Here is a 21018-nt window from a genome sequence, read left to right on the forward strand (position 1 = left end):
CATAAAGCAACAAATGGTAGAATAAATAGCAAAATTGCGACTTATACATATCATATTATTAATATATTTACAGATTAAAATAATAATTTTTTAGAAGTATTTTACCGTTTCTTATAGTTTATATAATAATTACGATGTTGAACTTAATAATTTTGTATCGTATAATATAGAAAGTCTATTTTGTGTTATTATGGTAACCACCCTTAGTCCATAGCAAGACATGTATGAGTAATGCATATATATGTATTGCTCATTTATCAAGTAAAATAAGGGTATTTATATAAGGAGTAAGTTATGATGAATAATAATTATTCTTTAGGTATCGATATTGGTTCAACGACAGTTAAAATTGTCCTTATGGATAATGAGAATGAAATCTTATTTTCCGACTATGAACGTCACTATGCCAATATCCAAGAAACATTGGCCAATCTAATAAATAAGTCCATTACTGCTTTAGGGGATTTAGATATAAAGCCGGTTATCACAGGTTCCGGCGGACTTTCAATCTCCAAGCATCTAGACGTTTTATTTGTCCAAGAGGTTATAGCAGTAGCAACTTCACTACAAAGTTATGCTCCTCATACAGATGTGGCCATAGAACTGGGCGGTGAAGATGCAAAGATAATTTATTTTACCAATGGTGTTGAACAAAGGATGAACGGCATATGTGCAGGAGGAACCGGATCTTTCATTGATCAGATGGCAAGTCTTCTTAAAACCGATGCTGCAGGTCTTAATGAATATGCAAAAGACTATAAGGCTATCTATCCCATAGCTGCCAGATGTGGTGTATTTGCCAAATCGGATATACAGCCCCTTATTAATGAAGGAGCTACAAAAGCTGACTTATCCGCTTCCATATTTCAAGCTGTGGTAAATCAGACTATCAGTGGACTTGCATGTGGTAAGCCAATCCGTGGAAATATCGCCTTTCTCGGTGGCCCCTTACATTTCCTTTCAGAACTAAGAAATGCTTTTATCCGTACCCTAAATCTTTCAGATGAGCAAATTATATCACCAAAAAATTCTCATCTGTTTGCAGCCATAGGTGCGGCCATGAATTCAAAAGAAGATAGAAGCACCAAGCTTTCGGCTCTTTATAAGAAACTATCCAAAGGAATCACCATGGAATTTGAAGTCCAGAGGATGCAGCCCTTATTTAAGGATGAAAATGAATATGAAGAATTCAAGAAAAAACACTCTGTACATACAGTGAAGAAAGGGAACATAAGAGAATATAAAGGCAATTGTTTTCTGGGAATTGATGCAGGATCAACTACAACTAAGGTGGCCTTGGTTTCAGAAGACGGAACTTTACTTTATTCATTCTATAGTAATAACAACGGAAGTCCTTTAAAAACCACCATAAAAGCCCTTAAGGAAATATACGAAATTCTGCCTAAAGATGTTAAAATTGTTCGCTCCTGTGCAACAGGTTACGGAGAAGCCCTAGTTAAGGCCGCCCTAGTACTTGACGAGGGAGAAGTAGAGACTGTAGCCCACTACCATGCCGCTGCCTTCTTCGAACCTGAGGTAGACTGTATCCTAGATATAGGCGGCCAGGATATGAAATGTATAAAAATCAAAAACCAAACCGTGGACAATGTTTTGTTAAATGAAGCTTGTTCTTCCGGCTGTGGTTCATTTATAGAGACCTTTGCCAAGTCCTTAAATTATGAGGTGGAGGATTTTGCAAGGCTTGCTCTCTTTGCAGAAAATCCCATTGATCTTGGAACCAGATGTACGGTATTTATGAATTCAAAGGTAAAGCAGGCACAAAAGGAAGGAGCAACTGTAGCTGATATATCTGCCGGCCTTGCTTATTCTGTTATAAAAAATGCTTTGTATAAGGTTATTAAAATTACTAATCCTAATGACTTGGGCAATAAAATGGTTGTCCAAGGGGGAACTTTCTATAATGATGCCGTACTTAGAAGCTTTGAGCTTATCTCCGGCTGCCAAGCTGTTCGTCCCGATATTGCCGGTATCATGGGAGCTTTCGGTGCCGCTCTTATAGCCAGAAAACACTATAAAGGCGGAGAAAGTACCATGCTTACCATAGATCAGATTAATGATCTTACATTCGAAACCTCTCTTGCCCGCTGTAAAAGATGTACTAATAACTGTTTGCTTACAATTAATAAATTTACCGGCGGCAGACGTTTTATCTCAGGTAACAGATGCGAACGGGGATTAGGCAAAGAAAAGAAGGAAGATAGTGTTCCCAACCTATTCGATTATAAAATGGAACGTTACTTTAATTATCCTACTCTTCCTAAGGATCAGGCTCCCCGGGGTACGGTAGGAATCCCCAGAGTCCTTAATATGTACGAAAACTATCCCTTCTGGCATACTTTTTTCACCAAGCTGGGATATCACATAGTTCTATCTCCTCCTTCTAGTAGGAAGATTTATGAGCTGGGTATTGAATCTATTCCCAGTGAATCAGAGTGCTATCCTGCAAAGCTGGCTCACGGCCATGTAGAGTGGCTAATTAAAGAGGGGGTAAAGTATATCTTTTATCCTTGTATTCCATATGAAAGGAAAGAGATAGCCGGGGCTAACAATCATTACAATTGCCCTATCGTTACCTCTTATCCAGAAAATATAAAAAATAATGTTGAAACCCTTAGGGACCCCTCATATGAATTTGCCAATGATTTTATTTCCTTCGAAAACGAAAGAATTTTAACTAATCGTTTAATAGAAATATTTACTAAAAAAGGAATAGATAAAGCTGAAATAAAAGAAGCAGCCAAATCTGCCTGGGAGGAACTAAACAAGGCAAGGGAAGATATTAAAAAGAAAGGGGAGGAAACCCTTAAATATCTTAAAGATAGCGGAAAAAGAGGAATCGTCCTTGCCGGCAGGCCATATCATATAGATCCGGAAATCCACCACGGCATTGCGGAAATGATTAACTCCTTTGACGTAGCTGTACTGACAGAGGATTCCGTATCTCATCTGGCCCAGGTAGACCGTCCTACAATCGTTGTTGATCAATGGATGTATCACTCCCGCCTCTACGCTGCTGCCTCATTTGTCCGTACTCAGCCTAACCTGGAACTGGTTCAGCTAAACTCCTTTGGCTGCGGCTTGGATGCGGTAACCACAGACCAGGTCCACGACATATTGTCAGCCTCCGGTAAAATATATACTGTTTTAAAAATCGACGAAGTAAATAACCTAGGTGCCGCAAGAATCCGTATTCGTTCCCTGCTTTCGGCAGTTAAAGAAAGAGAAAGTAAAAACTATCAGACTAAACTTGTATCATCAGCCTACCATAGGGCAATATTTACTGAAGAAATGAAGGATACTTATACCATCTTGGCACCCCAGATGTCTCCCATCCACTTTGAACTCTTAGAGCCTGCCCTAAGAAGCGGAGGCTATAATGTGGTGGTACTTCCCAATGACAACCGTAGTTCGGTAGACCTTGCCCTGCAATACGTCAATAATGACGCCTGCTATCCTTCCATGATGGTTGTAGGCCAGATTATGGACGCCCTTCTTTCAGGGAAATATGACATAAATAAAGTAGCCGTAATTATTACTCAGACCGGGGGAGGCTGTCGTGCCACCAACTATATAGGCTTTATACGAAGGGCCCTAGAGAAGGCCGGAATGTCCCATGTACCGGTTATCTCCCTAAGTGCATCAGGCTTGGAGAAAAATCCGGGACTAAAGATTACACCCAAGCTTCTTATTACAGCAATGGAAGCCCTGGTATACGGTGACATATTTATGCGTGTCCTATATAGAACCCGCCCCTATGAAAAGGTAAAAGGCTCTGCCAATGCTCTTCATGCAAAATGGCGTGACATCTGTATTAAGAGCCTTGAAAGGGGTAACTGGAGAGAATATAAAAGAAATATCAGAGGAATAATTAAGGATTTTGATAATCTACCCTTACATGAAGATTTAAAGAAACCAAAAGTAGGTGTTGTAGGTGAAATCCTTGTAAAATTCCTCCCTTCAGCCAATAATTATCTTGTAGAACTTCTAGAGGCAGAAGGGGCAGAAGCAGTTGTACCTGATTTACTGGATTTCTTTATGTATAGCGCATATAACCATAACTTTAAGGCAAAATACCTTGGTAAAAGTAAAAAAAGTGCCCATATTGCAAATACAGTTATCTGGGCTTTAGAACTACTTCGTAAGGAAGCAGTTAAGTCCTTTGAAAAGAGTAAGCGCTTTATTCCTCCGGTTCATATCAAGAAGCTGGCTGAATATGCTAAGGATGTAGTATCTATAGGTAACCAAACCGGTGAAGGTTGGTTCCTAACGGCAGAGATGTTAGAGCTTTTGCACCAGGGAGTATATAATATAGTATGTACCCAGCCCTTTGCCTGCCTGCCAAATCATATAGTAGGTAAAGGTGTAATAAAAGAACTAAGACGCCAGCATCCTGAAGCAAATATCGTAGCTATAGACTATGACCCCGGTGCCAGCGAGGTTAACCAACTAAATAGAATTAAACTTATGCTTTCTACCGCAATAAAAAATATGGAGGCATAAACAAATAAATATATAAACAACAATAATCCCCTACAATCCGATATGACCGGATAGCAGGGGATTAATTATTTATGTAAGTTATGTCTTTATATGTTTTCAATCTGCCAGTCTATAGGCTGAATGTTATTTTTCGCTAAAAATTCATTGGTTTTACTAAAAGGTTTACTTCCAAAAAATCCCCTGTAAGCCGATAAGGGACTAGGATGTGGAGCCTCCAATATAAGATGCTTTTTATTAGTAAGCATAACTTTTTTGCTCTGGGCCGGCCTTCCCCATAATATAAATACAATGGGCCTATCCTGTTCATTTACGGCTTTTATAACAGCGTCGGTAAACTGCTCCCATCCTTTTCCTTGATGGGAATATGCCTTATGGGCCCTAACTGTCAGTACTGTGTTTAGTAATAAAACTCCCTGCTTAGCCCACTTTTCCAAGCAACCGTTATTAGGAATATAACAGCCTAAATCATCATGAAGTTCCTTATAGATATTTACCAGGGAAGGTGGTATATCTACATGAGGTTTTACAGAAAAACATAGGCCATGGGCTTGGTTTTTGTTATGGTAAGGGTCTTGGCCGATAATAACTACCTTCACTTTACTTAAAGGAGTAAGATGAAAGGCATTAAATATATCATCTGCCTCAGGATATATAATATGTTTTCTATATTCATCTACTACAAATTTATATAATTCTCTATAGTAGGGTTTTTTAAACTCACTGGCAATAGCATCTAGCCAATCATTAGTAATTGCCCCCATCTTTATCACAGCCTCACATTTATACCTTTCTGATGAAGATATTGCTTTACTTCCATAATTTCTAATTCCCCATAATGGAATAAGGAAGCTGCCAAAACAGCATCTGCCTTGCCTATTAAAATGGCCTCATAAAAATGCTCTAACTTTCCGGCACCTCCTGAAGCAATAACCGGGACAGACACATTTTCAGAAATAAGCTTAGTTAATTCCAAGTCATAGCCATCCATGGTTCCGTCACAATCTAAGCTTGTTAAAAGAATTTCACCTGCACCAAGGTCTACGGCTTTTATGGCCCATTCCAGGGCATCCATGTTAGCATCTATACGACCGCCACTTTTTAGCACTGTCCAGCCTGAATTGTCAGCTTTTTTCTTTGCGTCAAGAGCCAGTACTATGCGATCGCTTCCAAACTTATCTGAAGCCTGTCTAATTAAGTCAGAATTATTAATAGCCGCTGTATTTATTCCAACCTTGCTGGCCCCAAGCTTTAAAACCCTGTCAATATCATCTATTGTCCGTATTCCTCCACCAACTGTAAAGGGAATAGATACAACCTTAGCTATCTTGCCAATTATATCAAGATTTGTATCTCTTTCTTCAGTAGTTGCAGAAATATCCAAAAACACCAGTTCATCTGCACCTGACTTATCATATGCTGCTGCTATCTCTACAGGATCCCCGGCATCATTTAAAGAGGTAAAATTAACACCTTTTACCACACGTCCATTATGTATGTCTAAACATGGAATAATTCTTTTTGTTACCACAATCCACTCTCCAATCTGCAATTAACAATCCATTACATAAGCTTACATTATTTAAGTTAGTTAGAATAAAGATTTTTTAAAACCACATCATGTATCTTCAAACTATACTTTGCCTTAGTTTCACTATTGATAATGCTATCGGCTTGCTCATTGGTTAAATTAAATACATTTTTTAATTCAGCTAATATCTGATTTTTGATATTATCAAAATCTGATTCAATTCCCAACATTTTAGCCAACTCAATATACTTATCATATCTTTGCAGTCCCTTAAGCAGTGCATCTAAGGCTTCCGGGTATTTTTCCATTTTATAATAACTTTTGTAAGAATTCAACTGTTTTTTTACAAACATAACAGTCATAATTTTATCATAAAGAGCCACATCCTCATCTTTTAGTTCTATTCCATATATCTTATCATAAGCCTCATCATATCTTTGTCTGCTAAAATAATCAGTTGCACTCTTTATGCTAATTGAATACGAATACCTCTTGCTGCTAAATAAAAAAAGTGTTGTCATAATTCCAAAAAGCACAAATACTATTGAAGCAGCAAGCAAACTTATTCGTCCATTATCCATCTCTTCAATAACTTCTGTCATATCTTGTTTCTGTCTTTCTTTTTTAGCCTTCTTTGTTTTCTTGACTTTTTTAGCCTTCTTTACTTTTGGTTCCTTTATTTTTTTCTCCTTTACCTTTTTGTCTTTTACTTTTTTGCCCTTTACTTTTTTCTCCTTATCCGTCTCGGGCTCTATAGTTATCTCTTCTATTTCTTGGATATCTGCCTCTTCTATATTAACAAATAATTCAGCTTTTTCTTTCTTACGGGATTTTCTTTCCCTTCTCTTTTTCTTTTTTTTATTGTCATCATTCGGCGGCGCATCCTCTTGAAAGACTTCAAGTGATTTATCAGCTAAATCATCTGCTGTTGTGTTTGCTTCTACTTTTAATTCTGTTTTTAGTTCTGCTTTTGTTTCCGTTACTGATTCTGCTTTTATTTCCGTTATTGAATCTTCTTCTGCTTCTGCAGAAAAAGCCTCATAAGCAAACTGCTCAAATTCATCAAAAACCTCCTCCTTATGAGATGATTCGTCATTACTGGCAGCAAACCCGCCAAGTAGTTCTGTTATTGCCGCAACGTCATCATCCACTGGATTTTCTGGATCAAATTTTTCAAGGAGATTAAGAAGTTGATTCTCAGGACTTAACTCATCTTCTTCTAAATAATTATCCTCATCTTCTAAGTTATCATATTTAACTTCTTTGTCACTATAGTCATTGTCTTCTGTGTTATATTCTTCCAAAATGATATCATCTGAAAACATTTCTAATTCATTTAATATATCATCTAATTCTGAATCTATCATGTCTTCATTATCATTTTGATTTTCCTGATTATCCATTTGTAGAAATTCATTATCTATATTATCTTGTGGATTTATATCACCATCTTCCGATATATCAACAGAAGTATCACTATTTAAAGCGGCTTCTATTTCTGCAACATCATCATGGTTTAAGTCTTCTGTGATATCAAGATTATCAAAATCCTCTATATCCTCAAGGTCTATAGAAAAATTATCTAAATATAACTCATTATCTATTAAGTCCTTCTTTTCTATGCAGTCATCACAATATTCAGTTCCATTACTTACATTGTTATTACACAACTTACATTTTGCCATAAGTCACCGCCCGTTATATGTAATTACTCGGAAGATTTTTTCTATAATTCAATATCCGGATTAACATTACTAATTATCTTCCGTAAGTCTAAAATCTCTAATGTTTTCCCATCTATGTTTAATACTCCTGCTATTGCTTCTCTGACAGAAGTACTCAGATATTCTCCTGGTTCAGTAATGTTGGCAACAGTTGTCTTGTGAATTCCTCTTACTTCATCTACATGAAATCCTATATTCATATCTTTAATATTTGTTACAATCAGCATCTCATTTTCTGCTTCTTCTGATTCATAAAGATTAAGACTTGCTGCCAGATTTATTACGGGAATTAGAAAATCCCTAGGCATTACTACCCCCTCAATATATGGATGGGAATTCGGTATCTTCCTTGGAGTTTGATCATATAACAGAATTTCCCTAATATCATTGATGTCAATTCCGTATGAATTTCCTCCGGCTTTCAGTTGTAGAATTTCAATTTCTAAATTTTCTTCACCAAGAATTAATCCCTTATCCATCAAATACCTCCGCTTTCAAAACATATATTCTTCTTTATTATATATCGACAATTTATAATTTTATTATAGTATATATGCTTAAAAAAGACAAACAAAATCAGATAAGCTATCTTTTGCCCTATACTACACCTTTTTCTCTCTTAAAGACAGCTATAACTTTTCTACTGGCTCCATTTGTTTGATTTGTATCGAAACAGTTAACTAATTCCCACCCTTCCTTGCCATATTCATTTAATTTATGGTTAAATTCTACGGTATTAAGTATCCCCCCAGACCATCCTCTGGTAGTAAATTCTATAGCCTTGTATTCCCAACAAACCATCATAAGTACCTCCTTTATTTATTTATTTTTACATAATATGTGAAATATTTAGCTAGGATAAGGGAAACTGCACTTAAAATACATTTTTTTCTAAGATTTATTATATTATTTTACTAATATGCAAGTCAATATAAATAAAGGATTTTACTAATAAATAATTCCAATATAATCATGGCTATACTTTTTATTTGCATGATAAAGAAGTATATCTCCTGCTTTAAAATTAAAGATACAGCCCTTGTTATCTTTCTTTTGTATAATGGGTCCTTCTGTAATCCACATGGAGCAATGTCCCCTGTTTTTATAATTGCTTCCGTTGCTATAGGACAAATGCATTTTGCCATTCTTATCAATAGTTATGATATTGAAGTTTACTATTATATAACCGTCCTTAAGCCAAAAATCCTCATTATAATCAATGCCATATTTACTAAGGTGCCCATATACATCATATCCTGCCGGTACCACATATGTAGTTGTAGGCAATTTATATGTTCCATACCAACGCTGCATATATTTAGACAAGCTAAGTTCAGATTCTTTGGTTAATTCCTTGATCTTTTTATATGATGGCAAGCCTGTAATATGGGAGGCATAATTTACTCCTATAAAGGTACGAAAGCTGCTTGTTATACGGATATCACCATAAGAATACATAGGGCTATACTGATTGGCAATTTTCGCATAGGTAGTATTAATAACTTTGGCAGTGTGCTTTATCTCTGCCGAAGGTATTTTGCTATGTGGGTTTCCTGTTGTTCCAAATTTAAGATTTACAAGATCTATACCTTTCCCTACCTTAACTAACAGCTCTTGTTTCCCATCTATCTCTTCATTGTAATATAAGTCCACCTTTTGTCTGTTCTTTCCGTCTTTATCGACATAATAGAAAGTGGGAATTATCCGTATGGTACAGCCACTTCCATACATCTCACCGGTGGTATCTAGCATAAATCTAAAAGCATATCCTGTCTTTAGAACACCCAAATTATTGTACTTAGGATGACTTCCATTTATTAATGGGAGGGTATATTTATTGTATCTGCCACTTTCATGGCCATATTGATTTTTGCTACCTACAGTGTAATAATAGGCATAATCATTATGGTAATTGTTTCTTTTAGTACCGTCTACTGCCCCCTCAAAATATTTCAACATAGTAGTGTCCTTTATGCGAAAAACATCTTTCCATCTTCCTTCATCAGATATGTCGTAAATTGTAAAGCCATACATCCTACCTGATATCTGAAAAGTCTTGCTTGAAGTTGCAACATAATTGTTTATGCCGGTATTTCTTATATTTTCTGTATTATTAAGTTTATCTTGTCCATTTACAGCTATAGTCCTAAACTGTGCTGTATATACTCCCTCATTTACCCACATAGGCACATAAAAAGCTTGTGTGTCTTCACCAAGAATAATCCATGTACCTGCCTTAATTAAATCATCATTTTTAGGATCCTTATCATTATAAGTATCAATATATACATCAAAGGGTAGCAGCATCTCATTTCTTATGATACCTTTCTTCTTAGCTATATATGATACCTTATCCGGATCTATATATGACTTAGAAAAATCTCTTAAATAATATCCGAGACGATTACTATGGTGCAGACTATTAGATATTTTTACTGTAAAGTCATTAAGGTTAGTATCAGGATCAAGTACTATATGAAAAGCTTCTTCTGTAGGATTAATAAGCTGAACCCATTTGTCATTATCTGAATTTATAATTGGTTCACATATAACGGGAGTATGGATAGTAACATCGTTGATTGATATATTAAAGGATTTATCAGAGGATAAGGAGTTTATACTCATGGGATGTTTTGAATAGATAATATTACCGTAAGAAGGGTATACTCCATTATTTTTAAGAGCATCAATAACTTGTCCTTCGGTAAAAAGCACCTTGTCATGGGTTAGATTTGTGGAATGAACCATATTAGAAGGGTTGGGATTTGGAGTGGATTTTTTAGATATTTCATCCGATAAGACTACACTTCCATCGAACATAAGATAATCATTCTTTACTAAAAGCTCATCGGTCATTTCCAAGGCATAGGGAGTAAGGTCTATAAATTCAATTATTGGTCTTTCGCCTGAACTTGATGTAATAGCTGTATCAAATGTAAGATGAATTCCTTCTATGGCCTGCCTAGGAAGGATTACATGATCATCTCTCTTGCTACTATGCCTGGTAATTAAGCTGGGTACATTTAGAAATTTCTCATTGGCTTTTAGATTTACTTTTCCATTTGGCAGAGAATAATTGTAGATATTTGCAAAGCTTGGTATATAATATTCCAAACTAGCTATCTCCCAATATGAATATGCCCGTTCTACAGTTATATACTGAGTATCTGTAACGGTATCAATTACTTCTTGGGGACCTCCGAATTCCTCCGGCGTGGCGGTATAATATTTTAGTGTATAAGTCATAGTAACCGGTACAATAAAAGAAATCTTTCCAGTCTTATTAAGCAACTTATATCCTAAAAGATAATCCTTTGTTTTTACATATACATGCTGACTTTCTGTGGTTGGTATACCTTGCTTAGAAATGAAATATGAAGAACCGTATCTATCCCCGTCAATTACTCCATAAGGTGAAGGACTATCAAGGGAAAGAACTATAGGAGCTGCCGCTTCTGGCACTTGAACACTTTGACTTGCATCATAATATAACTTTAAAGTTATAACAGTTCCCAGCTTTGTATCTGTCGGTATTTTAAATGCAGCTGTAGTACCTGAACCTATTTTGGTAATATCATGGGAAGAACTTTTATAAGTATAATCCCATTTATCTTGGTATTGATATGTAATACTATCTACTACTCTTACACTTTTAACAGACTTATTTATCGCTTGACCTGGAGTAACTTTTTCTTTTGATATTTCTTCTATAAATGCTCCCCTCTTAGTTACCATAACTACTCTAAGATCTATTTCATCAGTTGCTGTATCTTCTATACTATAGTATACATTAACAGTAATGCCTCCGGATATTTCCTCTGCAGAAGGAAGCTTAAAACTAATATCTATTCCCTTACCGGAACTTGTAACAGTAGGTGCTGATAAGCTATTCTTCTTGTACTGCCACTTCCATTCTCCTGTAAAATCATAGGTCTTACCCCCTGATGTTATGGTTTCACTGACAGTATAATTATAGTTTGCTCCTGCTGTTGCTGTTTCAGTTATAAGTGTCTTAAGCTCTGCTCCTGTATCTGCACTAATAGCTTTTACCGTAATAGGGATAGTACCGGCCATAGCCTTTTTATAATATACCTTTACATTTATTCTGCTTGGTGTCTTTACATCAAGGGGAACCTGAAACTTTATAGGATCTTCATCTTTTTGAGTTTTATCTTTATATGTAGATCTTGACCCATCTGATTTTTCATAAGAAAAATAGAAATCTCTTGTTTTTGAATATGTAATACTATCTAGATTTATTATCGTATCAATGGCTTCATTTATCTTATCCCCAGGTTTTTTTACACCGGAATAAAGTCCTGTTTTTATATCATTACCGGTATCTATATCTTTTGCATCGATTCTAATTTCTACAGTGGACGGTTTATATATCATATATATATCCATACCACCGTATAGGACTTTAACACTGCTATTTATTATGTCTTTAGCAGTTATTTTATTCCCTACCATTTTTCTTTCAATTTCTTTTTTGGTAAGCTTGCTTTTTGCATAGAAACCTTCAAGGGTATAGGTAATGCCATTTATTACGGCAGTAGGATTAACCTCATTTTTCCAATAAAGGTTTTTCCCTATTTCTAAGCTCTCCAATGTAAATTTTTTTTCGATTTTACCTTCTGCTTCATAATAAAGGTTATTTGGCTGTAAACCAGCATCAAATTTTACTGGAATATTAAAGTAATTTTTAAAAACACTTGGATTAGCCCAAGGTTGTACACTAACAATGTCTTTCCATGTGGTTATCCCTGTTTTTAATTTTACTTCTTTACCATTTATCACTTGATATACTTCAAATATAGCATTTAGATAGATATATGTATCCTCTGATAGTTTGTCTAAATCTATAATATCTTTTAATGCAGCCTTAACTCTTTTTTCTGAGATACTAAACTCTGTGGTAACTTTTTCTGTTGTTCTTTCAATATCCTCCTTTTCACTATCTAATAATAAGAGTGATGAATTAGGAGTTGGAGGTGCATCAGGTCCTTTTAATCCTTTTTCTGTTACTTGCTTTAACTGCTCGCTTGTTGATATTGTAAAACCTATTGTTCTATATCTTATATTATTAGAAGCCGCTTTAGTTGTAATTCGAAATATTATTTTTCCATCCTTCATTTTTACATTTGGTTTATTACTATCGGCCTTTGTTATACTGCTCAAACCTAAGGATATAATTAATATAATTCCTGCAAACAAAATCTTTTTTTTATCTTTAATGTTTGCCATAGAGACATCAAAAACCTCCTATTTAAAACTTACAATATACGCAAAGTTGCTTAATGGTATAAATGGTGTTGGAGACAACTTATAAATATAATCTTCATATCTATCATCAATAAAAATATCGAATATTTCTTCTCTCCATGCACTTTTTTTGAGATTACTTATGTCACTACCAAAAATCAACTGATCTGAAGGAACATTCATATCATTTGCTTTTACACGGTATCTAACATATGCTCTTACACGTAAATATTCCCTACTTTCATAAATAGCTCCCGGATCAATAGCAATCTTATCAAGTTCCACTACAATACGATTTTTCTTAATATTTTCTACATAACTATCTATATCTTCATATATAAAATCCTGCCAACTATAAAAACTTAGAGAAGAGGCCAATCCTTCTTTCCACTTTTTATTTACAGTACGATAATCTACATTAAATATATGTTGTAAATATTTCTCTACATTAGATAACATTTCATCATAGTAACCATACTTACCTATTTCAAGTGTCAACTTATTATGGTAGAAGTTATTATATAAAAATTTATAATCTACTTCCTTTGGATAGGCATATTCATCTCTTCTCATTTTACCTGTTAAATAATCATCAAGAAGCATAAAGCTATATTTCATTTCATAGTAGTCATTAGGAAAACTTGCTAGGATATAAGGATAATCTTTTGCGTTTTTCGGAAGATTAGTTGTTCTTATAAGCTGGCCATCAGGACTTATCTTAGACCTTGTTTTGGGATTTAGTACCATCTGTATAACATTTTTTGCACCCTTTTTTGTAATCTTATTATTTCCTCTAAACTCTCTATTTGTTATGTATTTACCGTTAGAATATCCCTTAATTATACCCTTTGCTACAATAGCAGCTACTGCTTCACGTTTACTCTTTGGAATAGCCTTAATATCTGATATTCTCTTTTCTAGTACAGCTTTTACTTGTCTTTCTCCATCATGAATAATATTCCATGCTTTAATTATTTCTGAATCTTTATCAAAGGGATCTACGTCGCCACTAGTTTTATCTAAAGGTATTTGTCCAATCTCCATATAACGTTTTAATATATTTCCATCATTATCATATATATATTTATATTTAGTTCTAAATCCTGTGGATGGTAAATCTTTCTTTTGAAATGTTTTATGCATAAGCGACAATACTACTTCATCATTAAACTGTTCTTCCGGATATGTTTCCCGCGTAGCCCCTTTTGGATAAAACTTGCCTTCTGTTGAATAAAACAATTTATTATTAAACAAGGTACAATCCTTCAAAAACTCATATACATCTTCCGGATACCCATATTTAAGATGGATTAATTCATCAAGGCGATTTGCTATTACTGCTGCGTCTGTTCTGGTAAGATAGACAGAATAATCATTGAAATCTCCCTTCTTTAAGATGCCCTTTTCTATGGCTACATCTATGTAAGGGTCTTTAGATGTCTTATCTACCTGCCAATTCATCTGCTTAACAATGTATTCAATAAAATCCCCAACTTTTATATACTTGTCGGCCGCTTGTACAGGCTCTATATTCCACTGAACTGCTAACCTTATTATTACAACAAGTAATAGCATAATCGCCTTAATTTTTCTCATAAATACCTCCAATAATAGAAATTCTTATGAAGTTAATATCAAGTTAATAAATTTTTAATACCTACCAATAGTATTATATCATATTTTTCTATATTATGTTAGTATTTGTTTATATTTTCTATTTTGCATAAATTTTCTATCAACTTTCTTATCTGATTAATGCAAAATTTCTTTTCCCCATCATATACAAAATTGCTTCTTTTCATCTTTTCTATTTCTTTATTAAGCTTATTTATCACCTTTCTTAAATCACTATTTTTATACAAAATATATGCTTCACATGCCGCCTTAACTCTATAAGAATGTATATCACCCCCTTTATGCTGTTTAATTGGCTTTTCTATATCAACAATATTTATGTAAGTATCTATAAATTTATCAAGATACTCAATATCAGTTAATTCATTACATAGAAGCATAAATTTTGTAATGATTTTACTATAAATTCTTTCAGATTTTATAATATCTGCTATATCCTTACTAATCTTATTAGTTTCTTTTATCTTTGCAAAGGTCGGTCCTATCATATGAAAACTTCCTGTATCTAAATAATAGTAATACTCCAATATAATTTGGTATGCCTCTATATCATTTTTAGCATTATAGGGACACAGATTAAAATAATCTTTTTCTATCTGTCTATAGGAAATGCCATCCATTAATTGCTTTGCTATAAATAGCTGTGCATTGTGACAATTTCTTGTAGTATGGTCCGCCCTTAATAAGTTATAGCAAGCCTTATCATTACATATCCTTTTTGTGCTGGCTATTGCATTCATAAAAAATATACCCACACCAAATACCGTAAATGACCAGATATATATCCATAATATAGCCGTAAGCCTAACACTAACTAAAAGTCCAAATCCCCAAACTACCGATAGCAAATTTACAATACAGCCACCCATGGTATAAAAAAGTGCATCTGTCTTAAGAGATTTTGGATACATAATGCACTTAAATCCCTTATCCTCCACCATTATTAAGCTTAATCTTTTTTTACTTTTCTTAAGAACTAACTTATATATATGAATATACAGAAATTTCCAGCCTGTAATCATTCCCCATATTAGATGACCCAGTTCATGTAAAATGACCTGTATTATAAATGCACTTATTATTCCGTTAAGTATATGTAGCAGTAGCAGGCACATGTTTACTAGCCTCCGTATCCATATAAAATAGCAATTTATTCTAATTTCGGTACCCTAGCTCCATATTCTATACATTCGCAGCAATATGCCCCCATCTTTACACATTCTTCAAGTGTATCAAAGCTTTCTTCCAAAAGTGTATTACTTTCCCTTATCTTTTCACACCCTTGTATATGGGCAATGTAATACCAACTTTTTTCTTCCACATAGTAACTGGGCTTTCTAATTATACCCGCTCCTGCCGATGCAATTTTATTATATGTATAATTTCCATCCGACCCATATGGATATCCTTGAAATACCACATGAAGATTTACATCATCCATATAGTCTGCCCACCCATCTTTTCTTCCTGCCGGAAATGAAAATCTATATGTAATCCCTTGTCCTCTTGCTATATGATTATGGCTGCTTACGAAATATGACATATCTTCTTCAAGCTTATTTATAATTGCACCCTTTCTTATTAAATAAAAATCCTCTTTCTTAAATAAAATACTTTCACCATGGCTTTTTTTGAAATCTGCATAAATGGGATTTATAGAAAATTCTTTTACATCTGTTTTTATAACTTTGTCCTCATGATTTAGGATATTATTTTTATCATAAATATAAACCATGTCTGTAAGTGTGAACCGATAAATAAAATCATCATCTTCATAACTATAGGGCAGTTTTTCAGTCCATGTTCTCTCAATGTAGGTGTTCCCATCAGATGCTTTATATTCTTGGTAATAGTAGATATAATAACCGTCTATATCACATAGGAGTATTACCGGTATATACATCTCTATTTCCCCTTGGGCAGACTTGTCAGATATTATTCCTAAGGAAGAATAAAGAGAAGCAAAAAATGTTCTCAAGACCTCTTCTTTATTAATAGTCCCCTCCCCATAACTTCCTGTTTCAGTTAGATAGTTAACCGCATCTGACACAGCTGAAGTTAAGGCAGACTTTATTTCTGCTCTTTCAGCTTCAATTTTCTTTAATCTTCCTATGGATATATCTGTCTTTATAACAAGCCCAAGAAAAAATATTAGAAATAACAATGAGAAATGATATATTTTCATTTTCTTTACCTTTTTACTTTATAAAATTCTTTTTTTACTTATTTGATTTATAGCATATTGCTACTTGGTTAGGATATTCTCACTTTTACTTATATAAATCCAACGATTTGATAATGAGGGGAATATTTTTTTCAGAAGTTCTCGAATTAAATTTGAAGATTTGTTAGTGACTTGTATGGAAAAGATATCATCTACATTTAAATTGTATTGGCCCTTCTCATATAAAGTAGACAGTATTTCATCCGTATAGTTTATCCTCTCATATTCCATTACCTTACCGGTAAATATGGGAATTTTCTGAATACATCTAGGGCAACCTGGATTTGTTCCGTCGGGATATAAGTTATATTCATATTCACATATTTCACATTTCATGGTTTTTGGAACTGTCGTAACTAATAGGCTTACTGTTTCACCCTTATAACCTATAGTTACTGGCATTGTACCTAGATAGGCTGTATCTAAATTGTCTATATAGCCGCTGGTCACTTCCTCTGTATGACCGTCCATATAAGTGGCAAGGAGCCTAATACCATTTTCCTGCAGGCTAGTTCCAATAGTTATAATAATGGAAGATGTATTAGGATAAATAATTCTAAGACTTTCCAGCCAAGCCTTACAATATGGACAGCCAGGATCTGATCCATCTTCATTTATGTTATAAATATGATCTTTTGAGCACCTTTTATTTCTTGGTATTACATTAACAGTAACCCTACATTTTTTTATGTAGCTATTTCCACCAAGTTCATAATTATATGACAAGCTTGCAGTCTGATCTTTTCCTAGGTTTTTAGCAGAAAAATCTGTAGTACATAACAAGGTTTTACTTGATCCATCTTTATATGTAGCTACTGCTGTAGTAAGTATAGTATCATTAATATAAACCGTCTGATTTGGATGGGTAGGGGTTAGGGAGACTATCATCAGGCCGCAACTTGCTGCCACTTCTTTTCCATTATTATCATAGTATTTACCCTCCCTTTTATCACAAGAGTATGTATAGTAGCCTGTACATGAGCAGCCTCCAGCATTTGACCAGGCAAATGTTCCACAATTACCGCTACAGCCAGTTTGAGAATATTGAAAATAAGCACCACACTGATTACATTGCTCTAAATAAGCATAATAATATAAAGTGCCTCCGCAGCCTCTGTGATATTCATAATCTGTAGAACTGTCGATTAAGGTTTTTGCTACCGGATGATATGTTTTTGGACAACTGCTGCCATGGACATGTTTTGTTCCAAGATAACATTCATCATTATGCCTATGGTTTGGATCTGCCGGAATATCTTTGGCTTTTTCTAAAATGCTTTCATTTGTTTCTATATTTAAATTCGCATTATTTATTGGATCGTCTACCTGAGGTTTTTCTGTAACAACTTCTCTATAATGATAAATATTTGAACCCTGATATGCCTTATTTTGTTCTTCAATTATTTCTTCTAAATTTCTAATACGATACTCCGGCTCTAAAACTTTATATTTGTGTTCATAAGTAATATTTAAAAGATTATTACCTATTCCCATCTTTTTTATATACCCTTCATAATCCTTTTTATTAATAAGGCCATTTTTTTTTATATTCATTAAAAACTCTTCGGTGGCGGAAATATAAAATGACTTCATTACTGTTTCAGTTCTTAAACCAAAATAAATGGTTACTCCTATAAAGATAATTAGAATACCTATAAAAATATCAATTATATAAGCCCATACCTTATCTATAATTAATACACCTCCCCCCCATATTTAAATCTTTTTTTCCTTCCCAGTAGTGAAGTATTAAAAAATGTTCTTTGTAACTGATATAACAAGGATTTATCCTTTTTTATAAGTATCACTGATATATAGTTTCCTTTTTGGAAATGGTATCTTCCAATGGAATAAAGCTTATCTAATATTTCAGTAGTATAGGTTATATCAAAATACAATATCTTATTGGGCTCCTCCCAATTATGGCAAAAAGGACAGCCCGGGTCACTGCCGTCATCATTTTTATAATAAACATGGCCCCTAGGGCAGGTTATAGTATCCAATATATTAACCACTTCTACCACTATGTCAGTAGAAAATTCCTTATATGTAACTCTAATTGTCTGAGGCCCAGGTTTATAAGGATTAAAATCATTAAGTTCAAATCCTTCTTTTACATATTCTCTATGGTCGTCACGAAATATAAGGATTACAGCTATTTGTGGTAATGTTCCTATGGGAACTAAATTTGTTCCGCCTGTTAGATATACCTCTATACCTACCGGTTCCTTGGAGCAAATGGGACAACCCATTGGATTTTCTGTAACTTCATATATGGTACCGCATATATTACATTCCGCAGCAGAAAGAGAAAGCACTGTTAAAGATATGATAGCTCTTGCCTCTTGATAGCTGATTGTTGCCAGGTAGGAACCCGGTATTGACGTATCTTTATCAATGGTCCAATCATCGACTATACAACTACTACCGTCTGCATAATATGCGGTAACCCTAAGTGGTATCGGATCATACTGCATTACAGTAACCTCATTGGGGGATACCGTAATGCTTACCGGCTTCTTGGCACAATCAGGACAAGTGTTTTCCGATTGGGGATAATGGTAGCCACATATAGGACAAGTTATATGGCCTTCCTCTACCCATACGGTAATATCTACAGCATAACCACCATATTCCACCGTTACTATCTGCAAACCGGGTTTTTCTGTATTATAATTGCTTGTCCATTGATCTACAATGTTTCTTTGGCCATCCCCGTATTTTCCAAGGACAGTAATAGGAAGGCTCTCTCCTTGCACAACTTCCACATAATCTGGGATTACCTCTATACCGGTAATAATCTCTCTGCAGTAAGGACAGCCAGGGTCTGTATCGTCCATATTTAAATCATAACTTTTATTACAAGCGGGGCAGTCTTTTTGTAAGGGCTTTACTGTAACTTGGGCTATAGCTGTTTTTGTAATATCATTTTCAGTATAAGATATCGTCAGATTTTGCAATCCTATATAAGCCGGATCAAATCCCTCTATTTTATACATAGAAGAATCAAGAACCTTGTTACTTCCGTCATTATAAATAGCCTTAACAGTAAAGGAGGGATAAGAATATTTTTCAATAGACTGTATATAGGGTTCGACAATTATAGAAGATAGAATATTTACCGGTTTTACGGTAACATCTATTGTACAGCTTCTTGTTCCAGTGGTTTTGGCATCTCCTACAAGACCGGTATAAGTTAGGGTTACAGTCTGCTTTCCCACTATATCAGGCTTATAATTATCACTACAGCTAACAATCTCCCTATGACCGTCCAAATAGGTGGCTATGGCACTTGTAATTATAGGACTTCCTTTATCTACACTTTGAACAGGGTTTGTTGCTTCTATAGAGCTAACTACCCGGTTACAAATAGGACTAAGTTCATTTCCATGGTTGTCATAATATTTTCCCTCGGTTTTCCCACATCCCAGCTCATATACAGAGTAAGTGGTGCTATGACCGGGACAATAACTATAGTAATCATAATTATGATAAAAATATGATCCCCCATGACATACGGAACCAGCGACATTATAACCGCTGGCACCGCATGAACATGAATAATATATGGTCACATGCTTATTCCCATTTGAACATGTCCATTCAATTAGACCTGATGTTTGACTTACATTATGATGATTTCTATCAATTGTTCTACAAGGAGAACTACAGTAACTTGTTTTATTTTTACTATTTTTAAGGGTGTAGCAACCATTAGAATAAGTCTGATTTGAAGAACCTGAATGTAGATGTTTTGATCCCTGATAACAGTCATCATGATGGGTATGGGTAGAAAGGGTTTGAGTTTTGCTATATGACAGAGGAAAACTAGTAGTTGCTACCGGCTCTTCTCCATATACCGGCCTGATATCTTGAATATCTATTTCATATTTTTCTCCGGTTGCAGCAAGATAAGCTATATATTCTTCATACATCTGACAGTCTAGATATCCCTTCCCACGGATATTTTCTGTAAATTGATGGGTCCTGTCATCTACTAATATATCTATATTTTCACTATTTAATTGGGCAATATACTGTAGGGGAAATATAATAATCAGTATTACAGCCATAAAAGCTGCAATCAATCTTCCCAGATACTCCATAATTTATTCCTCTAT

The 21018-nt window shown here is 34.5% G+C and carries 12 protein-coding genes; 1 reads left to right on the plus strand and 11 read right to left on the minus strand.

Translation table 11 applies throughout. The features are described from left to right. Positions 1-297: 297 nt before the first annotated feature. Positions 298-4521 carry an acyl-CoA dehydratase activase-related protein gene (locus tag SD1D_RS08350; protein WP_058258486.1) on the plus strand — a complete coding sequence of 1408 codons (4224 nt, stop codon included), beginning with the start codon at positions 298-300 and terminating at the stop codon, positions 4519-4521. Positions 4522-4607: 86 nt separating this feature from the next. Here the strand turns inward: SD1D_RS08350 and SD1D_RS08355 are convergent, their stop codons facing one another. From SD1D_RS08355 to SD1D_RS08405, 11 genes are all read right to left on the minus strand, one after another. After that, the gene (locus SD1D_RS08355) at positions 4608-5282 is read right to left on the minus strand and encodes a uracil-DNA glycosylase (RefSeq protein WP_058258487.1); all 675 of its coding nucleotides are present in this window, start codon (positions 5280-5282) and stop codon (positions 4608-4610) included. A 5-nt stretch (positions 5283-5287) separates the two neighbouring features. Continuing rightward, entirely contained in the window at positions 5288-6049 is a 762-nt protein-coding gene (hisF, locus tag SD1D_RS08360; RefSeq protein ID WP_058258488.1) for an imidazole glycerol phosphate synthase subunit HisF, read from the minus strand. Between the two features lie 56 nt (positions 6050-6105). Then, positions 6106-7734 (minus strand): midas domain-containing protein, encoded by a 1629-nt coding sequence (locus tag SD1D_RS08365; RefSeq protein WP_058258489.1) that lies wholly within the window; start codon positions 7732-7734, stop codon positions 6106-6108. Positions 7735-7775: 41 nt separating this feature from the next. Then, complete coding sequence (locus tag SD1D_RS08370; RefSeq protein WP_058258490.1) at positions 7776-8252, minus strand: chemotaxis protein CheW; 477 nt, start codon at positions 8250-8252, stop codon at positions 7776-7778. A 118-nt stretch (positions 8253-8370) separates the two neighbouring features. Then, the gene (locus SD1D_RS08375; protein ID WP_242955207.1) at positions 8371-8577 is read right to left on the minus strand and encodes a DUF4177 domain-containing protein; all 207 of its coding nucleotides are present in this window, start codon (positions 8575-8577) and stop codon (positions 8371-8373) included. A 144-nt stretch (positions 8578-8721) separates the two neighbouring features. Further along, positions 8722-13020 carry a DUF5704 domain-containing protein gene (locus SD1D_RS08380; RefSeq protein WP_058258491.1) on the minus strand — a complete coding sequence of 1433 codons (4299 nt, stop codon included), beginning with the start codon at positions 13018-13020 and terminating at the stop codon, positions 8722-8724. Between the two features lie 18 nt (positions 13021-13038). Next, positions 13039-14634: an S-layer homology domain-containing protein gene (locus SD1D_RS08385; RefSeq protein ID WP_058258492.1), complete on the minus strand. Its 1596-nt coding sequence runs from the start codon at positions 14632-14634 to the stop codon at positions 13039-13041. 98 nt (positions 14635-14732) lie between these two features. Then, entirely contained in the window at positions 14733-15788 is a 1056-nt protein-coding gene (locus tag SD1D_RS08390) for a hypothetical protein (protein WP_058258493.1), read from the minus strand. 35 nt (positions 15789-15823) lie between these two features. Further along, the gene (locus SD1D_RS08395; protein WP_058258494.1) at positions 15824-16858 is read right to left on the minus strand and encodes a hypothetical protein; all 1035 of its coding nucleotides are present in this window, start codon (positions 16856-16858) and stop codon (positions 15824-15826) included. 60 nt (positions 16859-16918) lie between these two features. Then, positions 16919-18451: a hypothetical protein gene (locus SD1D_RS08400; RefSeq protein ID WP_157893114.1), complete on the minus strand. Its 1533-nt coding sequence runs from the start codon at positions 18449-18451 to the stop codon at positions 16919-16921. Between the two features lie 140 nt (positions 18452-18591). Continuing rightward, positions 18592-21003 (minus strand): hypothetical protein, encoded by a 2412-nt coding sequence (locus SD1D_RS08405; protein WP_058258496.1) that lies wholly within the window; start codon positions 21001-21003, stop codon positions 18592-18594. Between the last annotated feature and the right edge of the window lie 15 nt (positions 21004-21018).

Source organism: Herbinix luporum (genome assembly GCF_900070325.1).
Classification (GTDB): domain Bacteria; phylum Bacillota; class Clostridia; order Lachnospirales; family Lachnospiraceae; genus Mobilitalea; species Mobilitalea luporum.